The sequence below is a fragment of the Cupriavidus sp. 01L45 genome (assembly GCF_056399885.1).
Genome location: NZ_JBFTSG010000016.1, coordinates 98,277 through 120,450, shown reverse-complemented (window position 1 = coordinate 120,450; position 22,174 = coordinate 98,277). Strand labels below are relative to the sequence as shown.

The 22,174-nt window shown below is 59.2% G+C and carries 16 protein-coding genes and 3 pseudogenes; 11 read left to right on the top strand and 8 right to left on the bottom strand.

The window, feature by feature from the left end; translation table 11 throughout:
- Positions 1 to 375 precede the first annotated feature (375 nt).
- Together hpnN and AC1DT6_RS13470 are read right to left on the bottom strand one after the other, a co-directional pair.
- Positions 376 to 3,041: pseudogene (hpnN, locus tag AC1DT6_RS13475) on the bottom strand (hopanoid transporter HpnN).
- On the bottom strand, positions 3,038 to 3,370 hold the full coding sequence (locus AC1DT6_RS13470) for a hypothetical protein (protein ID WP_441628288.1): 333 nt from the start codon (positions 3,368 to 3,370) through the stop codon (positions 3,038 to 3,040). Before AC1DT6_RS13470 ends, hpnN begins: the two are co-directional and overlap by 4 nt.
- Between AC1DT6_RS13470 and AC1DT6_RS13465 the strand changes: the two are divergent.
- Positions 3,354 to 3,501: pseudogene (locus AC1DT6_RS13465) on the top strand (IS630 family transposase); the annotation flags it as partial. The gene AC1DT6_RS13470 and the pseudogene AC1DT6_RS13465 sit on opposite strands and share 17 nt — an antisense overlap.
- A gap of 75 nt (positions 3,502 to 3,576) precedes the next feature.
- Here the strand turns inward: AC1DT6_RS13465 and AC1DT6_RS13460 are convergent.
- From AC1DT6_RS13460 to AC1DT6_RS13445, 4 genes are all read right to left on the bottom strand, one after another.
- Positions 3,577 to 4,023, bottom strand: coding sequence for a GNAT family N-acetyltransferase (locus AC1DT6_RS13460; RefSeq protein ID WP_477104678.1), 447 nt, complete (start codon positions 4,021 to 4,023; stop codon positions 3,577 to 3,579).
- 714 nt (positions 4,024 to 4,737) lie between these two features.
- Positions 4,738 to 5,562, bottom strand: coding sequence for an IS5 family transposase (locus tag AC1DT6_RS13455; protein WP_477114727.1), 825 nt, complete (start codon positions 5,560 to 5,562; stop codon positions 4,738 to 4,740).
- 31 nt (positions 5,563 to 5,593) lie between these two features.
- The gene (locus AC1DT6_RS13450) at positions 5,594 to 5,716 is read right to left on the bottom strand and encodes a hypothetical protein (RefSeq protein ID WP_441627210.1); all 123 of its coding nucleotides are present in this window, start codon (positions 5,714 to 5,716) and stop codon (positions 5,594 to 5,596) included.
- Between the two features lie 5 nt (positions 5,717 to 5,721).
- The gene (locus AC1DT6_RS13445) at positions 5,722 to 6,162 is read right to left on the bottom strand and encodes a sensor histidine kinase (protein WP_441627208.1); all 441 of its coding nucleotides are present in this window, start codon (positions 6,160 to 6,162) and stop codon (positions 5,722 to 5,724) included.
- Positions 6,163 to 6,294: 132 nt separating this feature from the next.
- On the opposite strand from AC1DT6_RS13445, the pseudogene AC1DT6_RS13440 reads away from it, so the two are divergent.
- The 10 genes and pseudogenes from AC1DT6_RS13440 to AC1DT6_RS13395 all read left to right on the top strand — a co-directional run.
- A pseudogene (locus AC1DT6_RS13440) lies at positions 6,295 to 6,441 on the top strand (HU family DNA-binding protein); the annotation flags it as partial.
- A 136-nt stretch (positions 6,442 to 6,577) separates the two neighbouring features.
- A protein-coding gene (locus AC1DT6_RS13435; RefSeq protein WP_441627206.1) for an IS3 family transposase occupies positions 6,578 to 7,713 on the top strand; the annotation gives its coding sequence in 2 pieces (ribosomal slippage) (positions 6,578 to 6,842 and positions 6,842 to 7,713; 1,137 coding nt in all).
- Between the two features lie 1,397 nt (positions 7,714 to 9,110).
- Positions 9,111 to 10,322, top strand: coding sequence for a non-hydrolyzing UDP-N-acetylglucosamine 2-epimerase (gene wecB / locus AC1DT6_RS13430; RefSeq protein WP_441627204.1), 1,212 nt, complete (start codon positions 9,111 to 9,113; stop codon positions 10,320 to 10,322).
- A 102-nt stretch (positions 10,323 to 10,424) separates the two neighbouring features.
- Positions 10,425 to 10,754: a hypothetical protein gene (locus tag AC1DT6_RS13425; RefSeq protein ID WP_441627202.1), complete on the top strand. Its 330-nt coding sequence runs from the start codon at positions 10,425 to 10,427 to the stop codon at positions 10,752 to 10,754.
- Positions 10,755 to 10,940: 186 nt separating this feature from the next.
- Positions 10,941 to 12,713, top strand: coding sequence for a polysaccharide deacetylase family protein (locus tag AC1DT6_RS13420; protein WP_441627200.1), 1,773 nt, complete (start codon positions 10,941 to 10,943; stop codon positions 12,711 to 12,713).
- Positions 12,714 to 13,105: 392 nt separating this feature from the next.
- Complete coding sequence (locus AC1DT6_RS13415) at positions 13,106 to 14,383, top strand: glycosyltransferase family 2 protein (RefSeq protein WP_441627244.1); 1,278 nt, start codon at positions 13,106 to 13,108, stop codon at positions 14,381 to 14,383.
- A 13-nt stretch (positions 14,384 to 14,396) separates the two neighbouring features.
- A complete protein-coding gene (locus tag AC1DT6_RS13410; RefSeq protein ID WP_441627198.1) occupies positions 14,397 to 15,482 on the top strand; it encodes a bactofilin family protein in 1,086 nt (361 codons plus the stop codon).
- Positions 15,483 to 15,501: 19 nt separating this feature from the next.
- A complete protein-coding gene (locus AC1DT6_RS13405) occupies positions 15,502 to 16,506 on the top strand; it encodes a hypothetical protein (RefSeq protein ID WP_441627196.1) in 1,005 nt (334 codons plus the stop codon).
- Positions 16,507 to 16,754: 248 nt separating this feature from the next.
- On the top strand, positions 16,755 to 17,588 hold the full coding sequence (locus tag AC1DT6_RS13400) for a YaiO family outer membrane beta-barrel protein (RefSeq protein WP_441627194.1): 834 nt from the start codon (positions 16,755 to 16,757) through the stop codon (positions 17,586 to 17,588).
- Positions 17,589 to 17,590: 2 nt separating this feature from the next.
- Positions 17,591 to 18,424 carry a hypothetical protein gene (locus AC1DT6_RS13395; protein WP_477114726.1) on the top strand — a complete coding sequence of 278 codons (834 nt, stop codon included), beginning with the start codon at positions 17,591 to 17,593 and terminating at the stop codon, positions 18,422 to 18,424.
- Here AC1DT6_RS13395 and AC1DT6_RS13390 read toward each other — a convergent pair.
- Positions 18,421 to 19,362, bottom strand: a complete 942-nt coding sequence (locus tag AC1DT6_RS13390; protein WP_441627191.1) for an alpha-amylase family protein — start codon at positions 19,360 to 19,362, stop codon at positions 18,421 to 18,423. The two genes, AC1DT6_RS13395 and AC1DT6_RS13390, sit on opposite strands and share 4 nt — an antisense overlap.
- 55 nt (positions 19,363 to 19,417) lie before the next feature.
- Positions 19,418 to 21,247, bottom strand: coding sequence for a glutamine--fructose-6-phosphate transaminase (isomerizing) (gene glmS, locus AC1DT6_RS13385; RefSeq protein WP_441627189.1), 1,830 nt, complete (start codon positions 21,245 to 21,247; stop codon positions 19,418 to 19,420).
- Between the last annotated feature and the right edge of the window lie 927 nt (positions 21,248 to 22,174).

The following is a 22,174-nucleotide window of genomic DNA, read 5'->3' as shown; positions in this document are numbered from 1 at the left end:
CGGCCGGGAACGGCCAACCAGCCGTCACGCGGAGGCTGACGCGCGCCACCGTCGCAGGGTACATGGATTTCGCCGCGCCGGGCGGGCGTCACCGGCCAGGCGCCATGCGGCCGACGTCTCCGCGATGCCGGCGTGAATGGGCGGCGAGGTGACGCTGGATGCCAGAAGCAGTATGCCCGTAGCCTCGCGCCCTGCGGCGTCGACCACGTCGGCATGCCGTTCGGCCTGCAGGCGGTCGGGTGCGTTCTGAGGATGGCCACGAGCAAGGACCTGAAGAAATCGCTTCCGTGGTCAGCACCTTGCATGGCCTGCCGCCCAACGTGGAGCACATTCACCTCGTGGTATCGCAGACTACTTCGGGTAGGGACATATCCGCTACCCGCGCGTAGAGATCGGCACACCTATTTCGGCATTATTGCGTGGGCAGTCTGCCGACTGATGCTGGTGCGGCGTGGCTTTGCCCATCAGGATCGGCTGGAAGAACACCGCGCCGACCAATGTGCACATCAACGACAGCGTCAGCAGCTTTCCCATACTGGCGGTGCCGCTATGGTGCGACAGCCACAGGCTGCCGAAGGCGGTAGCAGTAGTGGCCGCGCTGAGCAGAACCGCAAGTGTCAGGTTCGATTGCAGCAGGCGTGTTTTGCCGGCGCGCCACGCAATCACATAGTAGATTTTGAAGGCCACACCGATACCAAGCAACAAAGGCAATGCGATGATATTGGCGAAATTCAGTGCGATGCCGAACACCACGCACAACTCCAAGGCTACCGTGGCGGAAACCAGCAGCGGCACCAGCGTCAGCAGCACGTCAGTAAGGCGACGCAGTGTGATCCAAAGCAGCACCGTGATCGAGAGCAAAGCCCAGGCCCCGGCCTGGGCGAAGGCGCCGAGGATAGTATCGGCCGAGCCCCGCACCGAAATCGGCCCTCCTGCTGCCGTAGGCTCGACGCGCAGAATGGTGTCGATGAAATGGTCTAGCGCAGCCGCGCGTGCGGGACTGTCCGCGCATGGCAGACGCGGACTCAAAGTGACAAGGGCACGGCCATCCGGCGTGATCCAGTCGCGCACCAGGTCGTGTGGCAGCGATCTGCCGATCGATCGGCTGCGCCTGCAAGGCGCGCTGCAGGTCGGCCAGCGCCAAGCGCAGTGGCAGGGCCAGTGCTTGTTCCGCGCGATCGCGGGTAGTAGCATCGGCAGCCGCGAGCTGGCGCAGCGCCTTGGCCAATCGGACACTTTCTGCCGCGCCTGGGCCGGGATGGTCTTCGGATGCAAGCGGCAGCAGCCTAGCCAGGCTCTTAAGCGCATTGACGCGCAACACGTCGCTGGCCGGACTGGCTGCGCTTTGGGTCAGCACCGGCGTCAGGCTCGAAGGGGCATCGGCTATGAGCTTCAGCTTGGCCGGCTGATCGGTTGGTATGAAACTCTGCAGTGTGACCACGCGAGCCACCTCAGGCAAGGCCCCCAACTGCGCCGCAGAGGCCTCTGCGGCCGCCAGCGAGGGTGCGATCAAGCTGACATCGTCCATGCTGACCTGGGGCACATCCTTAAGCGACAGCAGGGTGGACATTGACTCCGAGTGCGGGTCTTTCAGGTGCAGTGGATTGAAGTCGAACCGCAGGTGCGGCAGCAGGGGGGGTCCAATCAGGATTGCCACGCATGTGATCAACAAAACCGGCTTGCGATGGCGCTCGAAGAAACTGTCGACGGGGGCCAACCATGCAAAGCCGGGAATGCTGGTCTCGCCGGGAGGGTGTATCACGGTGATCAGTGCCGGCAGTAGCGTGATCGTGTTGGCAAAGGCGATGATCATGCCGGAACCGGCGATCTTGCCCAGTTCCGCAAGGCCGCGGTAGCTGGTCGGTACGAAGGAGAAGAAGGCGGCTGCAGTGGCTGCAGCTGCTAGTGCCAATGGCATCCCCACGCTTTGCGCAGCCCGAGAGAGCGCCAGCGCCAAGTTACTGTATCGATACCGTCTGGCGCGATAGCGCACGCCGAACTGAATCCCGAAATCCACGCCAAGCCCGATGAACAGCACGGCGAAGGCAATGGATATCATGTTGAGCGAACCCACTAGGAAGAGGCCGAACGCCGCGGTCAGGACCAAGCCCGCAAACACATTCACCAAGACTGCCAGGATCAGCCGGGGCGAGTGCAATGCCAACCAGAGAATCAGGATTACCACCAGCGTAGTGAGTGCCCCGTTGACCAGAGCGCCGTCTTTGACAGAGGAGAACTCGTCGTCAGCCAGCGGCTGCGGTCCGGTCAACCTTACCGCGGCGCCGTAGCGCTCCCGCAATCGCAACTGCGCTGCGGCAGCATTGGATGGCGTCGGAAGCCTTGGCGCCGGCCTCCAGGTCGCTAAAGTCCAGTATCGGGCTGACAGACACAAAGCTGCTGGCTTGGCCTTCCGGACCCAGCTGTGGCATGCCTGCCAGCGCGGACCATGAAAGAGCGGCCGGCTTACCCGCCAGCACCTGCTCGACAGTCGCAGCGCTGTTGCCCAACAGGCGCGCCATATCGCCCAGCTTGACTTGCCCGATCTGCAGCGGTAGCGCCAGCGTTGTCGAAAGTGTGTCGGCAAGACCGCGCAGCGACGGGCCGTGCGCCAGGGCGTTGAGCAGTGGGCGCGCCTGCACGAGCTGGCCAGTCATGTCGCGCAATTCGTCGTTGGACAGGAAGAGCAAACCGTTGCGCGAAAAGAAATCGCCTCCGCCTGGCTGGCTTACCATGCGAAAGCGTGTCGGCTGCCGACGCAGCGCTTCGGCCAGCGCGTCGGCTGCGGCGCCTGCGAGTTCGCTAGCCGGCGCTTGCACGACGGCCAGAATCAGGTTATCCCGCTGTGGAAACGCTGCACTAAGCGCGGCATCGCGTCGAGCCCAGGGCTCGTTCGTGTCAATCAGGCGACCGATATCAGTGTTGATGGAAAAATGCCTTGCGGCATAGATGCCTCTGGCGAGCGTGAGTAGCAGAGTCGCGACGATGACACCCCAGGCGTGGCGATTGGCGAAACGGACAGTGTGGGTGATCTGCTTCGTCAGGGCTGGGCGACTATATTCTCGCCAATCGGGCGACCGAACCCGAGGTGGCAACTGGCTTCGCTTCGCTCTATCGGCATAAAACTGCCACTTGGCATGCAAACCACTATGCTGGATGCCTTTGTCTCCAGGCTCTTCAGCTCAGTTGCCGGCAGTTCGCTCAACTCAAACTGACAATAGAGATTTCGCTGCCGGAAGGTCGCCTTTGGCCGCATCAGGCCGGCGACCAATGCCGTCGGCGATTTGACTGCGATGTTCTCTTGTCTGCGATATTCCACGCGTATTCCTGCCTTCTGACCGAGCCGACCCAGTTCATCGCGTCTGAACCTGATGCCGCAGAAGTCGTTGCAGCGCGCATATCAGCGCGACCTAGAGGCGATCGAGCGCTGGCAACGGGACACGTATCCTGCCATTTGCCAAGCAGGCTCGTGAGGAAAACGCCGACATCTTCTTCAGGGATGATCGTATAGAGCCCCCATGCGTTGATCACGGCGCTCCCCGACCCGACGCGGGTCGGAAGTGACCGTAAGACGGGAAGTCAGCCGGAGATCAGGTCGCATTTCATGCAGACATCGGACGAATTGGCCTGCCATTGATATGCCTGTGACGCTTGTACCTCTGCCGGTAGCGCGCGGCGCGGCATCAGCGTAAACCCGTGACGACTAAAGTAAGTCGCAAAGCGCATCGCTAACATCACTGCTTGTCGACACCCTCCAGCTCGGGCGCGCATGAGTGCAGCTTGCACCAGAGACGAAGCGATACCACGGTCGCGGTAATCGGCAAGCACGGCAACGGGCCCGATGATTGCGGTGTCACCATGCCGTTCCACGCCAGCACAACCGACGATCAAGGATTCGGTGACGGCGATATGGAATGTAGTTGCAAATAGATTGAGGGCCGAAGCATCAAGCCCGCATTGTTCGAGGATGCTAATAATCTGTGGCGCTTGGCCGGTGACGGCAGCGCGAATGGAAATGCCTCTCATTTTGACCCCTCTCGCTTCGGCGTTTAGCCGGTTTTTTTCGCGACTTCATCATGGTGTGCTACCACCGTTTTATTTGTTATGTCGTGTAAAGATTCCCACAGGGCCGGGTGGCCTTTGGAGTCAACCACGGTTCGGCAGTCGGACCGCCGCTGGCGAGTATGGTTATGAGTCTCCCTTCCGACTATCCCCCAATCGTGTTACGCGTTGCAAAACGCCATCACGGCGCCATCACAACGGCCGAACGCCCAGCAACTTGGGCCATTTGTGTTGTCCAGCATCTTGGCGACGATTCAATGTCCTGCGATATCAATCTGTCGGCGGCGCCATACCAAGCCATCCAATGCTGAGACAGGCCGCATGGCGTGAAGTGTAGTAAAGATGCTACGCAAAGTCCGAGCGCAAAGCCAGTAAAATCAATAAGTTAGCGATTTTACGTACTAACATTACTGTGCGCCGGGAGACCGGCAAAGGATAAACGGTGCAAGTCCGTTACGATGAAGAGCTAGCAACTCACGTCGGCCCCGTGTCGTGCGTAGACGCCCGCGAGGACGTCTGCGAAGCGTCGGCAAGGGGACGTGCAGGCCAGCCATTGAGCCACGATATTTAGATAGTCCTGGGTGTCGACATGCTAGTAATCATGGAAGGCAATACGACTGGCTGCGATAGAGCGAGTGGCCGGTCGACCCAGCGTGGTCTAAGAACCCGTTTGATAATTCAGGGATGGGCGATTCTGCGTAGCAGCAGCCCGCCCATTGCGATATAGACCATGGCCTCGGACACATCAGGACGTCGCTCGTAGTCCCTGACAAGGCGACGCCAGCGAACCATCCAACCGAAGGTACGTTCCACCACCCAACGCCGGGGTAGCACCGCGAAGCCAACTTGATCCTCGTGGCGGCGCACAACCTGCACGACGAAGTCGAGCGTCGCGGCTTTATCCATCAACGTGCGACGATCGTATGCGCCATCTGCAAACAGATGCTTAAGTCCCGGCCAACGCTTCTTTAGGGCCTCCAGAACTGCCAACGCCCCGGTGCTATCGGCGATGTCTGCAGGCGTCAAGTTCACCATCAGCAACCGGCCATTCGTATCCACGGCAATATGCCGCTTGCGCCCGACGATCTTCTTTCCCGCGTCATAGCCACGTTCCTTCGCCGCTGGCGCCTTTACCGACTGGCTATCCACCACGCCCGCGCTTGGGCAAGGCTGTCTGCCTTCCAACTCCCTATCGAGCATTGGCACTACGTCATGAAGCGTCTGGAACAGGAACCGGCGCATCAGTCGGCGAAACCACCAGTACACCGTTTGCCAGACCGGAAAGTCCTTGGGTAGCATGCGCCAGCCACACCCCGAGCGCACCAGGTATCGCAAGGCGTTGATGACCTCCCGCAGATCAGCCGTCCTGCGCCGCCCCCGCTGTGCGGGCTTCGGCAGCAGTCCCTCCATCGCTGCCCACTCCATGTCCGTCAGATCGCTCGGATACCGCTTCGTCTTGGCCGCCATGCTTGCCTGCCGCTCTCGATGTTCTTTTTTCCACATCCAAACGTTAGAACACATCTGCGGTGAATTTTCAAACGGGCTCTAAGAACCTGGCATGCTCACTGCGGTGCTCCGTGAGATTGGAAAGCGTCAGCGCAAGGGGAGGCAACAGCGTCAAAATATCGGCATTGGCGGAAATAACGATCTGCAACATGAGTTCTACTCGCAGCGAGGCAGGCGGACAGCAAACACTGTTTCTACTTGGTCGGACCGTGCTGTTATCTCGCCACCGTGGGCTCGGGCAATCTCGCGCGCAATGTACAGGCCCAGTCCAAGGCTGCCATCGGCTGTATGGCTACTCTCATGCACGGGGGCTCGCTTTAGAGGGTCAAAGAGTTGAGCAAGGGTCGATTGCTCGATGGCTTGCCCACTATTCCTGACCTCAAAACGAACTTCCTTCTCGTCGCCGGTCACAACCACTCGCACTGGCTCGTCCGTTGTGCCGTACTTGATTGCATTTACCACCAGATTGCCGAGCAACTGCTGCAGGCGTCGACCATCCCAAACGCCCTGCGTGTCGCCCTCCACCTCCTGATTGATCACGTGATTTGGATGCGGAGTGCGCAAAAGCGTTAGTTCTTCGGCAAACAAATTCGCCAAGTCGACTTTGTCTCTTCATTAGGCCTAAATAAAAGCAGTGTGGTCCTCCAACCAACGAAGCGTAGGTCGATGTGCTGCCCCCCGATTGATCATCGTCTCGGTCGAATGGCGCCATCGGTTCGATCCTGTCCGTTCAACAAGTCGAGCCTACTCGCACACCTAGTCGCCGCGACTGAGTTGGACAAGACGACCGTGTAGACCGTCCTGGCCCACCTTGCGAACACGATTGTGAGCGCAATCCACAAGAAGGGCGCGGGAGAGTTCACGCAGTGGGGTCTGTCTGGCTCGCGGTTTGAGCGACTATCGACTTCTGAAAGCGGGAAGAGAGAGGTGGCCGCGGAAATTCGGACAGTCGGCTAAGTGGAAAAGCTGGGGCCTGAGCCAGCCATAATGGCGAGCATAAAGGACCCAGAAGATGACGAAACGAAACAGACGGACCCACTCGGCGACCTTCAAGGCCAAGGTGGCCATGGCCGCGCTCAAGGGCGACAAGACGTTGGCGGAGCTGGCCCAGCAGTATGACGTGCACCCGAGCCAGATCACGGAGTGGAAGCAGCAGTTGGCGGAGCATGCTGCGGACGTGTTCGGCGGCAAAGCCAAGACTGCGGCCGAGCCGCCGGTGGACGTGAAGGCGCTACATGCAAAGATCGGCCAGTTGACGCTGGAGAATGATTTTTTAGAAAGCGCGCTCAGCAAAGCGGGATTGCTGAGCGGAAAGCGATGATTGACCGCGATCACCCGCTGCCGGTGAGCCGCCAGGTCAAGCTGGTCGGCATTGCCCGATCGAGCGCCTACTACCAGCCGCGTCCGGTCAGCGACGCGGATCTGAAGCTGATGCGCCGAATCGACGAACTGCATCTGGAGCATCCCTTCGCGGGCGCACGCATGCTGGCCCGCCTGTTGCGACGGGAGAGCATCCCGGTCGGCCGCCGGCACGTGCGCACGCTGATGAAGCGCATGGGCATCGAGGCGCTGTACCGTCGCCCGAACACGAGTCGCAAGAATGCGGCGCACAAGATCTGGCCATACCTACTGCGCGACCGGAAGATCGATCGCGCCAACCAGGTGTGGGCGCTGGACACGAGCTACATTCCGATGGCGCGGGGCTTCGTGTATCTGACGGCGGTGGTGGACTGGGCCAGCCGCAAAGTACTGGCCCACCGGGTGGCGATCACTCTGGAGAGTTGCCATGCTGTCGAGGCGCTTGAGGAGGCCTTTGCGAAATACGGCGCGCCGGAGATCGTCAACACCGACCAGGGCAGCCAGTTCACCGCCACGGAGTTCACCGACGCCGTGCTCAACTGCGGCATCCTGCTGTCGATGGACGGCAAGGGCAGTTGGCGCGACAACGTGTTCGTTGAACGCCTTTGGCGCAGCGTCAAATATGAGGAGGTCTACCTGAAAGCCTACGACTCGGTCAGCCATGCGCGGCGCTCTATCGCTAACTACCTGACCTGGTACAACCAACGACGACCCCATTCCAGTCTGGCGGACCAGACCCCGGATGAGGCATCCTTCGCCTCGCTGCCAGCGATCAAATCGGCAGCCTGACTGCCCCAGCGCTTCCACTTAAAAACTCCGGATCCCTGTCCGAACAAACGGCGCCACCTCTGAGGCAGTGCCGATTGTGCTTGGGATCGAGAAGGGCGATGAATGGGACTACCGATTCTTCATGCAGGAAATGCTGACCGACGAGCTACGGGACAATGACTTTCTCCATCACATCGGAGATTCGCAATCCTCTTGCCTCTCGCAGAACATGGTGACCCTTGCTGCAAGCGACGCCCGGAAATTTTAGGAGGCAGTCGAAGTAGGCGAGGGGCAGTTGACGCGCAGCGCGGTGTGTCCACTAGCGACATCTAGGATGCCGCTGTACTCCTGGTCACGGCCAGCGGACGAAAAAAAGCTGGTTGTGCTCCCGCCAAGTGATGTGGCGGCCTTGAGGGGGCGCTAGTCCTTGCGCGTCGTGATGCAATCTTCTGTGTTCTGTCATTGCATACAACGCATTTCAGGCAGAAAGCTTTTGCTAGGGAAGATGGTATGGACGCCTCCCCCGGCAACGGGCGCTCACCTGCGAGAGGAACTAAGAGAAGCCTCAGCACGAGGGCACCGCTGTGCCAAAGTGGCGAGTGTGCAACCACCTTAGCGGGAGGTGTCCCAAATGAAGCTCACCGTGATCGGTATGGCCAGGAGCGAGGACGCCTCGAGCAGGCGTTCTCACCGCGGGAACCGGTCGCCCCGACCCTCAGTTTGGCGTGGCAATCTGGCCCTGTGGCTGGCGAGCGACGCTGCTCTCAGTGGTATTTGGGTCACAAAGCCCACCAAGGTTCGCTAGATATTTAAATCTGACCTAAGGCATGTTTCATACATGTAACCCTTTCGTCTTCCTCCTAACACAGCCGTTGATCCTCTCGAGTTCAGCCAAAAGTAGGAGTATTTTCCGGTTTGAAAGGACTGGCTTGGAGCCTCCCCATTTGGATGCAGGTCATCTGGCTGAATGCGCCGGCCTATCCCGGCCAGAGACTCGACAAGCATTTTCGGGGACCTCGTCATCGCGGGATTGGACTGATGCCGCTTGGCGGGGAAGGCAACATTGATACACATCGCGATGCGGTGCGCTCACGCAGCAGCCTTCTGAGAGCCTTGGCCATGCGGGACCGCGCGATTCACTAAACTGCTGCCCTCTCCGGCACGCGCACCCGCCGGCCTTGTTTCAAACCTGCAACCATTTCAGATAAGCGCTGTGTCATGTATTGAATTCATTGAATAGAATCTTCCAATTAATCAATAAGTTACGTTCAGTTGGCACAGTTTTTGCGGTAATTAGTCTCTAGCATCGCGCTGCTGAGAAAAGAACCCCGATCGTTCATGTCATGACTCGACCGGAGAGCCCTGGGAGTCACGAGGATTCTCAGTAGTGGACCCGCCTCACTACGAGAGGATTCCCAATGCCAAAGGTGCTCGCCGTTTTCGGAACGCGGCCGGAAGCCATCAAGATGGCGCCCCTGATTCACAGGTTGCGGATATCAACGGGCTTCGATCTGCGGGTCTGCGTCACCGGGCAGCATCGCCATATGCTCGATCAGGTACTGCAGCTTTTCAAAATAGTTCCGGACTTTGACCTGGATGTTATCAGCGTCGGACAGAGTCTCTCCGACATCACGACGCGGGTGCTCTCAGGCGTTCATGCCGTGTTGGATCAGTACACGCCGGATGCCATGCTGGTTCACGGCGATACCACCACCACCCTGGCGGCCACGCTTGCCGCGTTCTATCGCAACATTTCCGTCGGGCATGTCGAAGCTGGCTTGCGGAGCGGAAATCTCAACGCACCGTGGCCGGAGGAAATGAACCGACGCGTCACAGATGTTATGGCGTCGTGGCACTTTGCGCCAACGCAACAGGCGCAGGACACGCTATTGCGAGAAGGCGTGGACCCCGCCCGCATCAGCCTGACGGGCAACACTGGAATCGATGCCTTGCTCGAGGTCAAGCGCCGGCTGGATAATGATCTGGACATGCGGATCCAGCTGATGGGGCAATACCCCTATCTGGACAGTACGCGCCGGCTGGTGCTGGTGACAGGACATCGGCGAGAGAGTTTTGGCGCGCCGTTCGAACACTTTTGCACGGCGTTGCGCAGGCTGGCTAACCGCAATGACGATATCCAGATTATCTATCCTGTTCATCTCAATCCGCGCGTGCGGGAACCGGTACAAGCGATCCTGGGGGGACATCCAAACATCCACCTGATCGAGCCCCAAGAGTATTTGCAGTTCGTCTTCCTGATGTCGTCCGCCTACATGATCGTCACGGATTCCGGTGGGATCCAGGAAGAGGCGCCCGAGCTGGGCAAGCCGGTCCTTGTCACACGAGACACCACCGAGCGCCCAGAGGCAATTGCCGCCGGCACCGCGCGACTGGTGGGCACCGATACGGAACGTATCATCGCTGCCGCGGAGTTGCTGCTGAACGATCCGGATGAGTACGCCCGCATGTCGCGTGCGCACAACCCGTTCGGCGACGGCCACGCCAGCGAACGCATCGTCAATGCACTGGAGGCGACCATGCCTGTCGATTATCGGAAATACGACAACTCTCGGTTGCCATGGCTGGGCCAGCAATCTTATAGCTGGGACATAAAGCATTCAAATCCATAACTTACCAAGGCTGGCCGCCCCCCCCCCCCAAACATCGTTGCTCGGCGTTTCTTCAGTCCAGGCACCGAAATACGGCCGGCGCTTTTATGGGAGGAGTGAACGATGAGGTTCGCAACAGTGACAACAGCGCTTCTTGTCGCAAGCGCTCTTGCATCGGCACCGGCCCACGCCGCATTGTCGGAAGAGGCCGCGGCGGTCTCGGCTGAAACGCCACTTTATCTGCCCGCTAGCCCGTCGGATCCTGGTGGGCTGAAGGGCTATGACCATGCCAGCCAGTTAGAGGTGGGTGTCGAAGCCGATGCGGTAGGAAAGAACAAGAAAGAGAAGGATAAGAAGAACGCAAAAAAACCCCCGAACAAGGCCGTAAAGGGCCCCAAGGTCAAAGCAGGCTCGTACGCGCTCGCCCCTGCGCCGGGCGCCGAACCGGACTGACACAAGCTTAGGCATTGCGGCGTTTTGCCGCAAACGAGCGTATAGACCCGCGTCCGAGGTGGCTTGCTTGGACACGCACCCGCGAAGCAGCGGGTTGCGCACGGCGAGGCCAATTCAAATCGCGCTTCGGAGAAGACCGTGTTCCACAATCTCTACTCATTGCTGCAAAGGGGCTGCGTACTGGCAATGCTGGCGGTGGCCCTGGCGTTGCCCGCCAAGACTCATGCCGCCACCAACCAGATTGCATTGCTGGTGCCCGATACGATGACCCTGCCCGATCCGCGGGTTTCGGCCTGGCTCGACGCGGCACTGGAAGAAGGCCTGAAGATCACTGTTATCAACGACACGCAGTTCCTCCAGGGTACGACGCCTGCCCAGTTCCCAGGCTTGATCCTGCCGGACCAGGTCCATGTGAACGCGAGCGATGCGCTGGTCGCAGCACTTGAGAATTACACTACCCAAGGCGGCCAGGTGATGCTGGTCTACGACTTCGGCGCGCTCACCACCACCGGCTTCTATTCGTCGCCGAGGAGTCGCCTCAGCAATCTCGCAGGGGTCGACTACGTGCTCTATGACCAACTGGGCGGCTTCATGATTGGCCTGGGACCGATCACTGGCCTGAGCAGCACGCTACGGACCATTCAGGTGGCTCCCGGCAAGTCAATGGTGTGGGATAACACCTCCACGACCGACCCCGTGGAAGGGGTTTCCGGTTACGTCTATGGCTTCCTGACCTATCCCAGCTTCGTCACGCAGGGAAGTTATACCGGCAGTGCCCTGCTGAGCTCGCCAAACTTCGGGCTGGTGGCAGGCTTACGGACTTTTGGCTCGGGCGGCGTTCTGTTCGTCAACCTGCCGCTTGCGTATCTGAAGGGACAGACAGACGGCATGCTGATGCACGGTTTCCTGCGCTATTTCGGCACCAATCTGATGAAGATGCCCAGGCTTTCCGCGCAGCCGAAAGCCAAGGCCGGGCTTGTGCTGAACATGCACTTCTGCGCCGGGGATCAGATTGCGCCCGCGCAGACGCTGAAGAGCTGGGGGATTTTCAACAACGGACCGTTCTCCATTGTCATTACCGCAGGTCCCGATCAGATTGCCTTCGGCGACGGCAAGGGTATCAATCTGTCTCAGAACGCCACAGCCCAGCAGCTGGTTTTGTACATGCAGGGCAAGGGGCACCAGATCGGAAGTCATGGCGGATGGATTCACGATTACTGGGGTGCTAATGCCAGCGAATCCAACCAGTCCACCTTCGAACAGTATCTGGTCCTTAACAAACAGAGCATTGAAGGGGTAACAGGAAAGCCGAGCATCGAGTACGCCGCACCGGAAGGTAATACCCCGCAATGGTCGATAAACTGGCTGGAAGCCAACGGCAACACTGGCTATTACTTCCTCGGGCATACCGGCATGGCGCCCACCCGAAGCTATCGCAACGGCGCGCTGCTAAACAACACCATCCGGGCATTCCCGGTGATGCCCTTCGGCGAGTATGCGACCTTCGAAGAATTCGAGGAATTCGGTGTTCCCGCTTCCAGCATTACCGCCTGGTACAAGCAGTTGATGGACTTCGTCGTCAAGAATCGCACCAGCCGGCTGATCTATATGCATCCGCTCGGCGCGGTGGATTACAAGGGTGTATTGAACTCGCTCTTTTCGCGAGCCACGACGCTGACGCAGAACGGACAGTTCAGCTGGTACACGATGGACACCTTGGCGAAATTCGCCCAACGGCGTCAGCAGACTACCTGGCAGGCGACTGACACCGGCAACGCGTGGACGTTCCAGGCCAGCAATCCGACCGATTTGACGGACATGACCTGGGTGCTTCCCCGTTCAACGTACAACCAGCCGGCCGTGACGCAAGGCCAGGCTGTCGTCACATGGGATACCACGAACTGGCTGGTAACCGCCGGAGCGGGAACCACATTGACCTTCACCAGTGGAAAGCATTAGCGCGCGCAACGGGGCTTGTGGCGATTTCGCGGGGGCGCACAGGAACTGTGCCCCGTGGTGGGTAAACATGAAACTGAGATTCCTCAAGCATGCGCCAAGCGCTTCGCATATTTTTGACTTTGGGCGAGTTACTCGTTTGCATCGGATCTGTCCCGGATGGGGTAGCCGGCGAAGTTGCCGGCCGTGGCGGTACCCCTGTCCGGGCGGCCACGGCGCCGCAAGCCGCGTCGCGTGTCGCCGCAAGTGCCGCGTCGAGTGCGGCAGCAAGCCCAAGCGGCGATCGACTCTTTGCGCTGATAGCACTCGCCAGCCTATCGACGGACACCCCGGAATCCGATGAGCAGGCCAAGCCAGTGCCGCCCCAGCGTATATGGTCCCAGCCCCCCCCGTCTATGGTCACGGTGCAAGCGGGCAGGCAGCGGCTCGTTATTGCGCTCACCGTGGCCCTATTGCTGATCGTCGGGCTAGTCATCGTCTATGCCACGCGCCACTATCTGTTCACCTTGAACCGGTTGTTCGGCAAACAACGTCACCCCTACCTCGACATCGACATCGCGGATTGGCCCACCTTAACGGTCATGATCGCGGCTCACAATGAGGAGGCAGTGATCGCAGGGTCGCTAGCCTGCCTGCTGCGCGCCGACTATCCTGCCGACCGACTCACCATCATGCCCGTGAATGATCGCTCTAGCGACCGGACCCGAGAGATCATCGACGACTTTGTGGTGCAGTATCCTGGCCGCATTTCCCCGTTTCACCGCTCTGCTGGAAAGCCGGGCAAGGCAGCGGCGCTCAAGGACGCGACCGAACGCATTGCCAGTAACATCATCGTCGTGTTCGATGCCGACTACCTGCCGCCGGTAGGACTGCTTAAGCAACTGGTGGCCCCATTCTTCGATCCCGAAGTTGGCGCAACCATGGGCAGGGTGGTGCCGATGAATCTCGGCACCAATCTGCTTACCCGGCTACTGGACCTGGAACGCTCGGGCGGCTATCAGGTGGACCAACAGGCCCGCATGAACCTGAACCTGGTGCCTCAATATGGCGGGACGGTCGGCGGCGTGAGAGTGCGGGCACTGAAAAGTGTGGGCGGCTGGCACGACGATGTGCTGGCCGAAGACACGGATCTAACCTACCGGCTGCTGCTAAGCAACTGGAAGACGATCTATCAGAACTGGTCTGAGTGTTATGAAGAGGTGCCGGAAACCTGGCCCGTCCGTGTCCGCCAGATCATGCGCTGGACCAAGGGCCATAACCAGGCGCTCTACCGCCACGGGTGGAAAATGGCAACTTGCCGCGATCACAATCTCCTCGAGAAGATCGATGGCGTGGCTTTGCTGGGCATCTACATGATGGCGCCTCTGATGCTGTGCGGCTGGCTGCTAGCCATCGCCCTGTTCTATGCCAGCGGCATGCCGCTGCTCGGCGCGGCCATCTTCCTGTTCGCGCTGATGTCATATGGGACCCTGGGAAACTTCGCGGCGTTCTTCGAGATCGCCGCTGCCGTCTATCTGGATGGCAGCCGCGAGCGTATTCGCCTGCTTCCCCTGAATTACTTTGGCTTCCTGGTAAGCGTGGTGACCGTGTCACGGGCTATCGTCAGCCAGATCGCCTTCGACTTCGTGCTCCGGCGCCAAATCCGCTGGGACAAGACGAGGCGTTACCGCTAGGAGAACTGAGCCGATGTGGGCCTTGCTGCTGAGCTTGCTGACTGTGCTCGTATTCGGCCTTCCGCTGGTGCCAGCCGTACTTGAGTGGCAGCGACGGCGCGATATCCGTCCGCTTGCGATCGACAGCGAGCATACGCTTGACGTCGCGGCCGTGGCCGCGGAGCTCCGTGCCATGATTGTGATGCAAACCGAGCCGACGAGGCACGGTGGTGCAGCCCATTCGATCCGCAGTGTGAATGCGGTTGCCAATGTGACCGGCATATGGTTGCCCACCGGGGCGGAGGCAGCCTCGCGAGTCTGCAAGCGGACCGTCCTCGCCAGTGGATCGCTGATACTGCCCGACAGCTTTACGTTCACGCATGAAATATACGGCCCCCGCGGCATCCGGACCGGAAAGAAGAATCACTTGCAGTCCGTTCTATCCGAAGGAGAACTCGCGATTGGAAGCGGCAGCGAACTGCATCGTTGGGCGCATGCACGCTCCGCGCATATCGCGGCGCACTGCCGCCTCGATGGCCCGCTCTCGGCCACGCACACCATTCGCATTGATGAAGGATGCCATTTTGCTTACCTCAGCGCAGGCGTGATCGGATTCGGGATGCACCATCTTGCAGAATCCAGCGCGCCGCGCAGCGTGCGCCCGCAGAATGGCGAGACCCGGACGGAAGCGATTCCGGCACATGTGCAGGCCGCAGGGGAGGGGCGCTGGCTGGCGACGCGTGATCTAACCATCTCCCCCCAAAGCATGTTTCAAGGGGACCTGGTGGTACATGGCGATCTGTGGATAGGCGCGGGCGCCAGGATTGCCGGCAGCGTCAAGGCCAGCGGGAGTATCCGGCTTGGGGCGGAGGTGCGGATAGACGGGGCCTTGATCGCCGCCGGCTCCATGGTGCTAGCCAAATCGTGCATGGTTGCCGGGCCGGTTTCGGCCGAGCGCGAGTTGGACATCGAGACGCTCTGTGTGATAGGGTCGGCAGAAAGACCAACCACGGTGGTGGCACCCGTGATGCGCGTGAGCGTGGGCGCGGTGGTCTTTGGCGCGGCGTGCGCGCTGGAGAAAGGACGGGTCGTGTCCAAGGGCCATATAGACTCACCGTAGCGCACTTCTCACATATGCGATGAAGAAACTTCTCCTTTTGCTACTGCTGCTTGCCTCCCACGTCAACCAGATGGCCTGTGGAGCCGACCTGGTACTTTCCGGCTATCAGCGCCCCGACGGGGCAATCACCACCTATTTTGGCGGCGACACGATCGATCCGTACTTTGCCGCAAAGGCGCTGCTGGCTGCCCAGGACGCCGGACTGAAAACGAACGCGGCCGCGGGCCGGTGGATAGCGTGGCTACTCCCGCGGCAGCACGACGACGGCAGTTTCGATCGCTATTGCTTGAAAGGCCAGCGCTTTGTCTCCTGTCAGGAAGCCGATGCGGATGATGCGTTGATGGCAGCCTGGATGGAAGTGCTGGTGCGGTCCGTGCCGCCCGCGGGCATGCCGGCGTCCTGGAAGAGGAGCTTCGATAAGGCCAGCCGGAATCTCGACACACTGTACGACAAGCGTTCCGGCGTCTACTATATTTCAACCGATTTGCCGGTCGCATTGCTGATGGACAACGTGGAGGTTTCCAGCGCATTCAAGGCTGTCAGCAGCTATTACTTGCGGATGGGCGACAGGGTGGGCGCAGCCAACTGGATGCGTAAGGCCGAACAGCTCGACAAGGACATTCTGCGTGTGTTCTGGCGACCGCCAGAGCGTTTCCTGGTGAGTACCCAGCCACGCGACAAGTCGGAGTTCTATCCCGATGCTGTGGCCCAGATATTCCCGATTCTGGCCGATATACAGCCTGCCAATCGGACCAACGAAAATGCCTATCAGTCCTGGATGAAGGAACATCGCATGACCTGGTTACAGACGTCCGAGGTCGACTTTCCATGGGGCCTGATAGCCCTTGTCGCGGATAAGATGGGAGACAAGGACGCAATCGCGTGCTGGCGGGTACGATCCGTTCAATTCCGGCACGGGAAGCACTGGAATGTGCTTGAGGAGGCGTTGTATCTGGCGTTTGAAGCGAGGCTAACCCCCGAGCAGTCGCTGGCACCCGTTCAGGCAGGCATGAAATGTCGCTGAGCGTCATGCCGCGGGAACGACCATTATCGATTTCTCCCTGCCAAGGGGGGTGTCGTTTCCATTGACGGGTGTCCGATTTTTTTCAATTGCCTGCTGCCGACCAGTGGCCCGCTGCAGGAGGCGTGGATTCAGACTGATTGCCCTTGAAAGAAGGTTGGTGACCTGACTGTCCGCTTGATTCTCTGCAAAGGCAGCTTATTTGGCAAGAGCGCTGACGGCGGTTTCGAAAAAAATACGATAGGACATCAATGGTGACGCTCTCGGATACCTATAGCAGAGGCTTGTGCGCTCTTCTCGGCTTGCTGATGGTTGGCGCAACCAATCACGCTCGTGCGCAGGCAGAGGCCAACGCGCCAAGAACTTTCGCACCCTTACTCACGGGATTCCTGGAGGGTGGTCTTGGACACGCTAACCTCACTGACAACAATTCGAACTGGAACGACCAGTATCTGAGAGGCGGTGTCCACCTGACCCCAAAAGACTATGTAACCGGCGAAATCAGCCACCAGAACCATTTCGGAGATCAAGGCACGTTCTTCGGTGCGGGGTATACGCGCATATTCAATGAGGACTGGTACGGCTTCCTAAGCGCCGGCACCAGTTCTGGGGGGTTCTTTCTGCCCCGGGTCAGGGTGGACGGACTGCTATTCCGAAAATTCCTTGAAAAAAAGAACTTGGTTGCGAGTGTTGGATTTACCTACTACCGCGCCAAAGAAATCTATACAGACAAGACGCTGCTGCTTGGCGCCACCTACTACTTCGATGGACCCTGGATCATTCAGGCGGGGGCGCGTCTGAACCGAAGCGACCCAGGCAATATCCGCTCCAATCGCGGCATTATCGCGGTGACCTACGGCCGTGACAAGGAGCAATACATTACCCTGAAGTACGACGGCGGAAAGGAAGCCTATCAGTTGACGGGGGAACAGTCGATATTGAGCGACTTCACAAGCCATGAGGTTTCACTGGTCTGGCGGAAATGGATTACCAAGCGCTATGGGTTCAACCTTCGTGCTGTGTACTACGAAAACCCGTCCTACAATCGGAAGCAAGCGGAAATAGGTTTCTTCGTCGAGTTCTAGCCATGTCATCCCGCCATAGGGCCATTCCCGAGCATCCAGACAAGGGGGATGCGCTCGGCCTTAAGGTGCTATGCCGCGCCCGGCATCGATCCCTGGACCACCTGACACTATCGGCCCCTAGGCTGGCGATCATCCTGCTGGTGCCAGTCCTGTTCAATGTGGYCGAATGGATGTTGCGCGGCGCACTCAGCGCCGGGTGGGCGGCCATTTTTGAGTTCTGGATTGGAAAACTAGGGATGGGCGGCACCGTAATTCAAAAGCCAACGCCCTTGGCGTCGCTCGAAATCACCCTACCGCACCTGTATGTACCAGCGATAGCACCCAACTTGCGCACGTGGTGGGTGACGGTAGCCGCCACGATCATCGTCGCCTTGCTTACGCTGCGGCTCCCCGATCGCTTTCTGCCACTAAGGTACTTTTTGCAGTTCGCGATTTTCATACAGACCACGGCGATTCTCTTCTTTGCCGTGGCGCCGGACAGCTTTCCTTATACGGTGAGTGGATATGTTGATAACGGGCTGAAGACCTCATTCGCCTTCCTGTTCCTGCTCCCGTGGGGTCATGCTCTGGTTTACTACATCTTCGATTTTTCTTGGCCAAGCAAGATCTGCCTGACACTGTTCACCCTTGCCTTTGTCGTGATTGCCGTACCGTTGCAATTGACGCTTCACGCGTACCTCGTGTTCCAGTACTCCCTGCTGCTGATGCCCTTACTGTCTTTCGTGCTGGGCCCAACTTGGATCGTGTTTGGCTGCATTGCGCTGTATGGCTGGGCGATGAGCTGGGACCGCCTCAACCCTGAGGCCGAGGCGCCGAGGTCTGCGGAAAAAGACTAGACACGGCAGTCCAACAGATGCACACGCCTCTCCTCAGGAAGGGTGGCGCGCACCGTGGCGGCGAGTTCGGAAATCCAGCATTCGGCCGCCGCGCTATCCGCCACAACAAGGTACAACCCGTCGATTTGGAAATCGATGAGCCAGTACAATACATTTTCGGTAAAGTACTGCCGTACCGCGGGATGCTGGAAATTGATGGCGTTGCCCGATCCGTTGTACTGGAAGAATGGACTTGCGTAATGCCCAAGCTGGTTTCCCTCGGAAACGAACTGGTCGTACGCAAGGGTCACCAGCACCATCATGCCTAGACCATGGGCCCGGTCCACCAGTGCACGCAGTTGATTGAGGCCCCCGTACGAGCGCTCGGGGGCGAAGGGCAGCGGCGCGTAGAAGCACTTGCATGCTACCGAATCCTGCGCATGAGGGTTCAGGCTGACCGCAGTGAATCCGCGTGCGGCGAGCGCGGGTAGATGGCTGGCAACTTCCATAAAGCTGCAATGGGAGTCATTGTCTGTCTCATGGATGACTGCCTCCGCCAGAGGGCGACCAAGCCAGTCCGGATTGCACCAGGCATAACTGCTGGCATCGCATACGATGCTTGCGCCTTGGACATCGACCGCCTGCGCGCGCGACGCCGGATCGGGTACCGACATGCCGTTGTCCAGGCGAAACCAGTAGCGACTACCAGCACCGCAAGGGGCCTCCACCTCAAGCCAGCCATGGCTCGATTCGCGCATCAACGTTGGTCCGAGACCAAGCACCTCAAGGCGCACCGCCCAGCCTTGCTCGATGGCGTCAGGCGCCCACAAGCGAAAACGGGTAAGACTATTATCGGACAATTGTGGTCCAAATTGCCATGCCATCATTTGCATCCCTCCTGCTTTGGGCCGACGCCACCACACCGAGAGCAGTGCCACCGCACCGATGCGCCACGCCATATCCGAGCACTCCTTGTCGAGAGTAAATCCAAGACATTTCCCTGGCGGGATTCCTTTATTCGACGGTAACCGATTTCGCGAGATTCCGCGGCTTGTCAACGTCGGTACCCCGCTTGCAGGCAGTGTGATACGCCAGCAATTGCAAGGGAACAACGTGCAGGACGGGGGAGAGCATGCCGTAGTTCTCCGGCATGCGGATAACGTTAAGGCCAACCGAGGAGCCGATCATGGTGCCCGAATCCGCGAAGACATACAGTTCGCCGCCGCGCGCCCGAACCTCCTGCATGTTCGACTTTAGCTTTTCAAGCAACGCATCATTGGGCGCAATGGCCACCACCGGCATCTGGTCTGTCACTAGCGCCAATGGGCCATGCTTTAACTCTCCGGCGGCAAAGGCCTCGGCATGGATGTACGAGATCTCCTTCAATTTTAAGGCGCCCTCAAGGGCAATAGGGAAATGCACGCCACGCCCAAGAAAGAGGGCGTTCTCCTTTTGCGCCAGGACGTCCGCCCAGGCCATGATCAACGGCTCCAGCGCGAGCACCCTGGTGAGCGAGGCTGGCAGATTACGCAGTTGCGTAAGGAGGGCCATCTCCTGCGACGGGGCGATCCTGCCGCGTTGCTTTGCCAATGTAATGGCTAGCAGGAAAAGTCCAACCAGCTGTGTAGTGAAGGCTTTCGTGGAAGCGACGCCGATCTCGGTGCCCGCCCGCGTCAGGTAGTGCGATTCGGCCTGTCGCACAATGGCGCTGCCTGCGACATTGCATATCGCGAGCGTGTGCCGATGACCTAGGGATTGAGCGTGCTTGAGTGCCGCAAGCGTATCAGCCGTCTCGCCGGACTGCGAGACTACGACCACGAGCGCGTTAGGATTCGGTACGCTATCCCGGTAGCGATATTCGCTAGCGAATTCCACGTCGGTCGGCAGTCTGGCAATGGACTCGAACCAGTACTTCGCTGTCAGCGCGGAATGGTAGCTCGTTCCGCAAGCCAGCAGGCGTAGTGCGTCGATCTGGTCGAATGTGCTCTGCGCCATTGGCCCAAACAGCTCGGGACCAATCGCAACGAGCTGTTCCGTTCGATCCGCGATAACGGCCGGCTGCTCAAAAATCTCCTTTTGCATGTAGTGCCGGTAGGGGCCGAGTTCAACACTTCCGGTCCCCGTATCGAGCGCAAGCGCCGCACGCGTGACGACGACACCTCGCCGGTCGAACATCGTTATGCCGGCACGCGACAATGCCACCATATCGCCTTCCTCGAGATAGATGAAGCGACTCGCGCTGCCAGCCAGCGCCATTGCGTCGGATGCCAGGTAATTACCGGCCATCCCCAATCCCACTACAAGCGGTGAGCCACTGCGAGCCCCGATCACCTGGTCCGGCTCGTGAGACGAGAGCACTGCAATTGCATAGGCGCCCTGCAACTCGGCCACCGTGAGGCGGACGGCCTCGAGCAAACTGGTTTTTTGTCCGCGGTGATAGTGATAGTGGACAAGATGTGCAATGGCTTCAGTATCGGTCTGCGATTCGAAGACATAGTCGCGCTCGCACAATGACTTGCGTAGCGCTTCGAAATTCTCAATGATGCCGTTGTGGACAAGGGCGATTTCGCCACACGAGAAAATGGGGTGGGCATTGCAGGTGGCCGGCGGGCCGTGGGTTGCCCACCTCGTGTGGGCAATGCCCAAAGTACCGCGCAAGCCTTCCTCGGCCACCTGTTCCCCAAGCTTGGCCACGCGGGCCACGCTGCGCAGGCGCTGCAGTTTCCCTTCCTTGAGCACAGCGATACCGCATGAATCGTAGCCACGGTACTCGAGACGCCGCAGACCTTCGAGCAAGGCAGTCGTGACGTCATGTTGCGCAATTGCGCCGACTATTCCGCACATGGCATTGCTCCTCAAAATCCGATTGTTTAGCGCGGTGTGAAAAAAATCCAAAATGGATAATCCAGATCGACCATCGGGTTTCTAGCGGGAGTGGGGATCGCTCCTAATGCCGGTATCACTAGCGATTTAAGACGATTTTCATGGTTATGATGGGTGTGGCGATGCGTTGGCATTCCACGCTGCATGTGACTTCCAAGTGCCGTTCGCCGAGTCTGTCTCTGGCATCGATACTTCCATCCGGCAGACGAGGAGAAGCGAGAACTATTACAGATGTTAGGACGGCGACATACGAAAGTCAAAACAACGCGCTTTCAGTGGAGAACGATCGAGCAGCGGGTCTTCTGGAAAACTCGCCGAGGGGGCAAAACGTGAAGAAGAAATGTGGTCTTTCTCTATCAAAATGCTAAATGAAAAATTAATATAGTGGCGTGTTCGGCCACTTTGACCACCACTGCACAGGCTGTGGCTAGCTCAGGGCGCAGGCCGCGGTTAGAGGCTTGTCTGCATAAGCATGTTGCATCAGTTAACCCACTTAAAATGAACCGACCTCCCAGACCTAGTGGCCACGCTCCGATCCAGCGGCGGCGGGAGGGTGAGCCTCACACCCACGGTCGGCCTCGCCGGTTGAACACCGGGGAACATAACAAGGGCAGTGTTAGTCGGTTCAGCAGGCACATCGCAATGACGCGATGAAGACCGACGTCCAAGCCCCGCTATAGTGGGAAGATAATTTGTTTATACAAATGAACGGGTTCATGCATGTGCCTTACGCGCAGAAGCTGACGTCGACGGTTGTAGGTCCTGCCTGGTATGCCCTGACCGGCGATCGTGCTGAGGCGTCCGGCGTCCCATATCTGCGTGGTGCCATGTGTACCTTGCCATGCCCGGTCGCTTCTCCAGATAAAACGGCTCTCGGGATACTGAGTC

Coding starts and splice junctions, on each gene's coding strand:
- AC1DT6_RS13425 (WP_441627202.1), top strand. CDS start 10,425: ATGAGGTTCGCAACAGTGACAACAGCGCTTCTTGTCGCAAGCGCTCTT.
- AC1DT6_RS13415 (WP_441627244.1), top strand. CDS start 13,106: ATGGTCACGGTGCAAGCGGGCAGGCAGCGGCTCGTTATTGCGCTCACC.
- glmS (WP_441627189.1), bottom strand. CDS start 21,247: ATGTGCGGAATAGTCGGCGCAATTGCGCAACATGACGTCACGACTGCC.
- AC1DT6_RS13450 (WP_441627210.1), bottom strand. CDS start 5,716: ATGTTGCAGATCGTTATTTCCGCCAATGCCGATATTTTGACGCTGTTG.
- wecB (WP_441627204.1), top strand. CDS start 9,111: ATGCCAAAGGTGCTCGCCGTTTTCGGAACGCGGCCGGAAGCCATCAAG.
- AC1DT6_RS13400 (WP_441627194.1), top strand. CDS start 16,755: ATGGTGACGCTCTCGGATACCTATAGCAGAGGCTTGTGCGCTCTTCTC.
- AC1DT6_RS13455 (WP_477114727.1), bottom strand. CDS start 5,562: ATGTGGAAAAAAGAACATCGAGAGCGGCAGGCAAGCATGGCGGCCAAG.
- AC1DT6_RS13420 (WP_441627200.1), top strand. CDS start 10,941: ATGCTGGCGGTGGCCCTGGCGTTGCCCGCCAAGACTCATGCCGCCACC.
- AC1DT6_RS13460 (WP_477104678.1), bottom strand. CDS start 4,023: ATGAGAGGCATTTCCATTCGCGCTGCCGTCACCGGCCAAGCGCCACAG.
- AC1DT6_RS13405 (WP_441627196.1), top strand. CDS start 15,502: ATGAAGAAACTTCTCCTTTTGCTACTGCTGCTTGCCTCCCACGTCAAC.
- AC1DT6_RS13410 (WP_441627198.1), top strand. CDS start 14,397: ATGTGGGCCTTGCTGCTGAGCTTGCTGACTGTGCTCGTATTCGGCCTT.
- AC1DT6_RS13390 (WP_441627191.1), bottom strand. CDS start 19,362: ATGGCGTGGCGCATCGGTGCGGTGGCACTGCTCTCGGTGTGGTGGCGT.